General features: G+C 51.4%; 6 protein-coding genes and 1 pseudogene. All 7 read left to right on the forward strand.

Annotated elements, in window-relative coordinates; translation table 11 throughout:
- Positions 1 to 172 precede the first annotated feature (172 nt).
- Positions 173 to 951, forward strand: a pseudogene (locus ACKFKF_RS34210) (SDR family oxidoreductase).
- A gap of 173 nt (positions 952 to 1,124) precedes the next feature.
- Positions 1,125 to 1,868 carry a CPBP family intramembrane glutamic endopeptidase gene (locus ACKFKF_RS34215; protein WP_446871822.1) on the forward strand — a complete coding sequence of 248 codons (744 nt, stop codon included), beginning with the start codon at positions 1,125 to 1,127 and terminating at the stop codon, positions 1,866 to 1,868.
- 34 nt (positions 1,869 to 1,902) lie between these two features.
- Positions 1,903 to 2,088, forward strand: coding sequence for a hypothetical protein (locus ACKFKF_RS34220; protein ID WP_446871823.1), 186 nt, complete (start codon positions 1,903 to 1,905; stop codon positions 2,086 to 2,088).
- Positions 2,081 to 3,046, forward strand: a complete 966-nt coding sequence (locus ACKFKF_RS34225; RefSeq protein WP_446871824.1) for an SDR family NAD(P)-dependent oxidoreductase — start codon at positions 2,081 to 2,083, stop codon at positions 3,044 to 3,046. Before ACKFKF_RS34220 ends, ACKFKF_RS34225 begins: the two co-directional genes overlap by 8 nt.
- A gap of 137 nt (positions 3,047 to 3,183) precedes the next feature.
- A complete protein-coding gene (locus ACKFKF_RS34230) occupies positions 3,184 to 3,939 on the forward strand; it encodes a glucose 1-dehydrogenase (protein ID WP_446871825.1) in 756 nt (251 codons plus the stop codon).
- 128 nt (positions 3,940 to 4,067) lie between these two features.
- Complete coding sequence (locus tag ACKFKF_RS34235) at positions 4,068 to 4,454, forward strand: nuclear transport factor 2 family protein (protein WP_446871826.1); 387 nt, start codon at positions 4,068 to 4,070, stop codon at positions 4,452 to 4,454.
- 312 nt (positions 4,455 to 4,766) lie between these two features.
- A complete protein-coding gene (locus ACKFKF_RS34240; RefSeq protein WP_446871827.1) occupies positions 4,767 to 5,516 on the forward strand; it encodes an alpha/beta fold hydrolase in 750 nt (249 codons plus the stop codon).
- The last annotated feature ends 65 nt before the right edge of the window (positions 5,517 to 5,581 follow it).

A 5,581-nucleotide genomic window follows, 5' to 3' on the forward strand; every position in this document is an offset into this window, starting at 1 on the left:
GAAATTATCCTCAAGCCTATCCGCTGGGACTATTGAGAATGGTGCAAGATCTGAGATCGAGGACTTTGACAAGATTATGTCGATCAATACCATAAGAATCTGGAAGAAATCAAGCATTGGAACTTAGTACGCTTCAGATCAATGCAACGAAATTAACACTAGGAGAAGCACAATGATCCTTCAGAATAAGGTGGCGTTAGTCACTGGCGGAACTTCAGGAATTGGTCGTGCAACGGCGATCGCTTATGCTCAACAACAAGCAAAGGTGGTGGTGGTGGGTCGTCGAATCGATGAAGGTGAAGAAACGGTTCGATTGATCAAGGAAGCTGGCGGAGAGGCGATTTTTGTGCAAGCCGATGTCACAAAAGAAGCCGATGTTCAAGCAATGGTTGATAAAGCAGTTAGCGTTTTTGGTCGGTTAGATATTGCCTTTAACAATGCAGGAACGGTCGGCGAAAACCCCTCATTGATTGAGCAACCAGAAGCGGAATACGAGCGCATCATGAACGTCAATGTCAAAGGCGTTTGGTTGTCGATGAAATATGAAATCGCTCAGATGTTGAAACAGGGAAGTGGTGCGTTCGCCTCTGGCGGCACTATGTGCATCGTCAATACGGCATCTGGGAATGGAGTCGTTGCACTTCCTACCGTACCCCTCTACACCGCGAGTAAACATGCGGTAGTAGGTTTAACAAAAGCTGCTGCACTCCAATATGCCAAAGCGGGGATTCGCATCAATGTCTTGCACCAGCAGCAATCGAAACAGATATGTTTGAAGCAGCTACAGGTGGACAGGATGAAGCCAAAGCTTACATAGCAGGACTTCACCCGATCGGACGAATTGGAACACCGCTTGAAGTTGCAAATGCAGTTCTGTTTTTATCATCTGACCTGGCATCGTTCGTAACAGGTGAAACGTTGATGGTAGATGGTGGGTATGTAGCGCAGTAGTCGATCGGCAGTGCGAAATGTTTGATACAGCACTTCAAGCGACTTACTAAAGTAGCACTGAAATATGTTCGCTAATTCCATCGGAAACTCCATAGGAATCTGTAAGAAGTTGAGTGTTGGAACTGACTACACTCACATGAACTAAGACAAAGAGAACTTAAGAGGTGATGATGATGTCCAAAGTGCCTTCTAACTCCCCACAGGGACAGGGAAAGACCTTCGCCGCTGTTTCAGAGCAGTCCTTACCTAACAAGGCCTTTCGTCCGGGCTGGCTCGAAATCATTGTGGGTCTTGTCGTCTTTGGCGCTGTCGCACGTGGGGGTGTGTTGCTGTCCGGGCAGCTCGGTCTCAATCCCGCCGTCTACGGACTAGCCCTCGCCGCGCTGTCTGTTATCGCCCCCTTTGCTGGGTTTGCGGCAGCCGTGCTGCTGCGGATTCGCTCCCTGCATGCCTTTGGCGTGCGCCGCGTCTCTTGGCGTTGGCTGCTGATCGGGGTCGGAGCAGGGGTGGTCGCTTTCGTGGTCAAGGGTTTTGCGGTCATGGCCTACACCGCCCTCACCGGGGATAGCTCCACCCCTCAGGAGGTGTTCGGTGACGGTGGTAGCGGCGGGGTGCTGCCCCTAATCCTATCCACGCTGTTTATCGGTCTGCTCGTGCCCCTGGTCGAGGAACTGCTCTTCCGGGGTGTGATCACTAACGCGCTGCTGCGCTACGGCCCGTTCATTGGCGTTGTGGGCAGCACCCTAATCTTCGCCCTCGCTCACGGCATCAACACCGTCTTCCCAGTGGCTTTGGTATTTGGTCTCATCAGCGCTGAAATGTTCCGCCGCAGCGGATCGGTCTGGCCTGGTGTGATCGCCCACATTGTCAACAACCTGCCCACGGTCTTTGTGTTGGTGCTCCTCAGAGCGGGCTGAACAATCACCATCACTCGAAAGGGTTGTCTTTCCAATGGCTCGCTTGTTTTCAAACCATCCGCCCGATCCCGATGGACGCACATACAACGTAGAGCCACCAACTCACGCTGGGAGGCAAACCATGATTGCTACGACTTATATCCGAATCTCGCTACTAACTGGAGCCGTGATGCTGGCCATTAGTGCTAAACGCACAATTAAAGGAAAAAGAAATGGCTGAAACATTTGGTGCAAAATCGACCGCCGACGAGGTGCTTTCCGGCGTCGATCTCAAGGGAAAGCGATTTCTGATTACGGGTGTATCGTCGGGCATTGGGCTTGAAACCGCCCGTTCACTGGTCGCTCACGGCGCGAGCGTCGTCGGCGCGGTCAGGAACCTCGCTAAAGCTGAGCCAGCCACTGCATCGGTTCGTGATGCCGCCCTGCGACGCGGCAGCCTGGAGTTGATCAATCTCGATCTGGCATCCTTGCAAAGCATTCGTGCCTGTGCGGATAAACTGTTGGCTGACGGACAGCCGTTCGATGCCATCATCGCTAACGCTGGCGTTATGGCAACTCCGTTCGGTCGAACGATCGACGGCTTTGAAGTCCAGTTCGGAACCAACCATCTGGGTCATTTCGCCCTGATCAATCAGATCGAGCCGCTGCTCGCCGATAATGGACGGCTGGTAGTCCTGTCGTCACTCTCGCATCGCGGTGCCGATATTGACTTGGACGATCCAAATTTCGAGCAGCAGGCATACGATCCGTGGGTCGCTTATAGCCGATCGAAAACCGCCAATTCACTATTTGCTGTGGAGTTTGACAGGCGGCATCTCGATCGCGGCATTCGGGCTGCTTCGGTGATGCCCGGAAACAGTCTCACGGATCTACCCCGACACTTCTCGCCAGAGGAGTTGCAGAGACTTTTGCAGACCGTTGACGCAGCGCGCATAGAAGCGGGTTTGCCGCCGAAAGCGTTGAAAGAAATTCCGCAGGCAGCCGCAACGTCGGTCTGGGCAGCAGTCGTGGCGAATAAGGACGAGATCGGTGGACACTATCTCGAAGATTGTGCGATCGCACCGATTGATGACACGCCCAACCCATTTGCCGATGGCGTTAGGTCGTATGCGCTCGACGCGAACAAAGCCAAGCAGCTTTGGGCGAAAAGCGAGGAATTGATCAGCGCTGTGTCTTGAAGGTTATCGCGCACATCTAAACGCAATAATCCATTCCACTTTCGGACTTGGATGAACACTCACAAGAATGCCTGATTGACGTATAAGCGTTAATCACCATGCCTTACGTTTCCCGTAAACTCAACCAGGAAAACACCATGTCACAAAAACTCTCAGGAAAAGTTGCGCTTGTCACTGGTGGCTCCAGCGGCATCGGACTTGCCACTGCTAAACGATTTGTCGCTGAAGGTGCCTATGTCTTTATCACGGGTCGTCGTCAGACTGAACTTGATGCGGCTGTAAACGAGATTGGTAAGAACGCTATGGGCATTCAGGGCGATGTCTCAAATCTGGCAGACCTCGATCGGCTTTACGACACGATCAAGCAAGAGCAAGGTCACTTGGATGTGATCTTTGCGAATGCTGGCAGTGGCGAACTTATCCCGCTCGGATCGATCACCGAAGAACACTTTGACAAAACCTTCAACACCAATGTCAAGGGTCTACTTTTCACTGTGCAGAAGGCACTGCCGCTGATGCCAGAGGGCGCTTCCATCATCCTGAATGCCTCAATTAATTCCATCAAGGGTATCCCAGCCTTCAGCGTGTATGGTGCCACCAAAGCTGCCGTGCGATCGTTTGCCCGCACCTGGACACTCGACCTCAAAGACCGCCAGATTCGAGTGAATGCGGTCAGCCCTGGTTTCATTCCGACTCCCGCTTACGATCTTCTCTGGGGACTCAATGGAGAGCAGTTGAAAGAATTTGTGGCGAGCCAAGCTAACAATATTCCATTGGGACGAGCTGGCACACCCGACGAGATCGCCAAAGCCGTTGTCTTTCTGGCTTCAGATGACAGCAGCTTTGTAAACGGCATTGAGCTATTCGTCGATGGTGGCATGGCACAAATCTAAGAAGATGCTGTGTTCACACCAGCAACAATGCAGCAGACGGTTTAAAGCCGCTAGCGCTGCGTCCGAGTTTCTTTGTCGCCGCTGATTTGAGCCATTGGGCGTTTTGGGTGATGTGAGGTGTGGAACGGATGACGGATAAACTTGAGCACAACAAACAGACGGTCACAGCATTTTATGACCTGATGTTCAATCAGTGTCAGCCCGCAGAAGCCATCGAGAAATATGTCGGCGATGTGTACATCCAGCACAACCCAGCGGTGGCCGACGGGAAGCAGGCTTTCATCGAATATTTCGAGAGGATGGCGAAAGAATATCCGGGCAAGTGCGTCCAGTTTAAGCGCGTTTTCGCTGAAGGCGATTATGTAGTCTTACATTGCTACCAACAATGGCCGGGCGACAACGACTGGGCGGGCATCGACATCTTCCGCCTGGATGATAAAGGCAAGATAGTCGAGCATTGGGACGTGCTTCAGACCATCCCGGAAGCGTCGGCTAACGATAATACGATGTTCTGAACAGTTGAGTGCTGGTAGGGTGAAGTCCGGTTTGTACAACGGCACGTCCAAATAGTAGGCAGTGGAATTCAGATGTAACTAAGGCGATCGCAGCCATTTTATCAGTCGCATAGTAACACCATAAAATCTGACAAACTGCCTAAGAATCTGAAAGAAACCGAGCATTAGAATTCATTACACTTCGGTTAAATCAGACGAGAATCCAATGCGGTATTCATAGGAGATTGCAATGCCTTACGTTACTGTCGGCCAAGAAAATTCTGCAACCATTGATCTCTACTACGAAGATCTGGGGGCAGGTCAACCCGTTGTATGATTCATGGATTTCCCCTCAACGGTCATTCTTGGGAAAAGCAGGTCTTAGTGCTGCTAAATGCAGGGTATCGAGTCATTACCTACGATCGCAGAGGATTTGGTGCTTCTAGCCAACCCTCATTTGGCTATGACTACGATACCTTTGCAGCAGATTTGAACGTGCTGATGACCCAGCTTGACTTACAGGATGCTGTGTTGGTTGGCTTCTCAATGGGAACAGGCGAAGTCACGCGCTATCTGGGCAAATACGGCTCAGAGCGGGTGCAAAAAGCGGTGCTGATGGCTCCAGTGCCGCCCTTTTTGTTAAAGACGAGCGACAATCCAGAGGGCGTTGACCAAAGCGTTTTCGACGGCATTATGAAAGCGATCGTTGCAGATCGTCCAGCTTACTTTTCTGAATTTTTCAAAGCGTTCTTCAATGTGGATGTGTTGGTGGGTAAGCGGATTAGCAATGAAGCAATTCAGGCAAGTTGGAATGTGGCTGTAGGGGCTTCTGCGAAAGCGGCTTTAGATTGTGTCCCGTCCTGGCTCACCGATTTCCGCAATGATCTGCCCCGCATTGATGTCCCAACTCTGATCATTCATGGCGATGCCGATCGCATTTTGCCACTGGAATCCACCGCAGCAAGACTCCCGAAGCTGATTAAAAACAGTCAACTTGTTGTCATTCCTGGCGGACCGCACGCCATCAACTGGACTCACGCCGATCAGGTCAATCCCGTGTTGTTGGACTTTCTTCAGGAGTGATTATCGATCGAGTCCTTTATCGCTAAAAGGGTTCTAATATGTTTTCTAGACTGATGATAGCGATT

The organism is Phormidesmis sp. 146-12, assembly GCF_052939495.1.

Bases quoted from the DNA above. Each gene is read 5' to 3' on its own strand.
- ACKFKF_RS34225 (WP_446871824.1), top strand. From the start codon at position 2,081: ATGGCTGAAACATTTGGTGCAAAATCGACCGCCGACGAGGTGCTTTCC.
- ACKFKF_RS34230 (WP_446871825.1), top strand. From the start codon at position 3,184: ATGTCACAAAAACTCTCAGGAAAAGTTGCGCTTGTCACTGGTGGCTCC.
- ACKFKF_RS34215 (WP_446871822.1), top strand. From the start codon at position 1,125: ATGTCCAAAGTGCCTTCTAACTCCCCACAGGGACAGGGAAAGACCTTC.
- ACKFKF_RS34235 (WP_446871826.1), top strand. From the start codon at position 4,068: ATGACGGATAAACTTGAGCACAACAAACAGACGGTCACAGCATTTTAT.
- ACKFKF_RS34220 (WP_446871823.1), top strand. From the start codon at position 1,903: ATGGCTCGCTTGTTTTCAAACCATCCGCCCGATCCCGATGGACGCACA.
- ACKFKF_RS34240 (WP_446871827.1), top strand. From the start codon at position 4,767: ATGATTCATGGATTTCCCCTCAACGGTCATTCTTGGGAAAAGCAGGTC.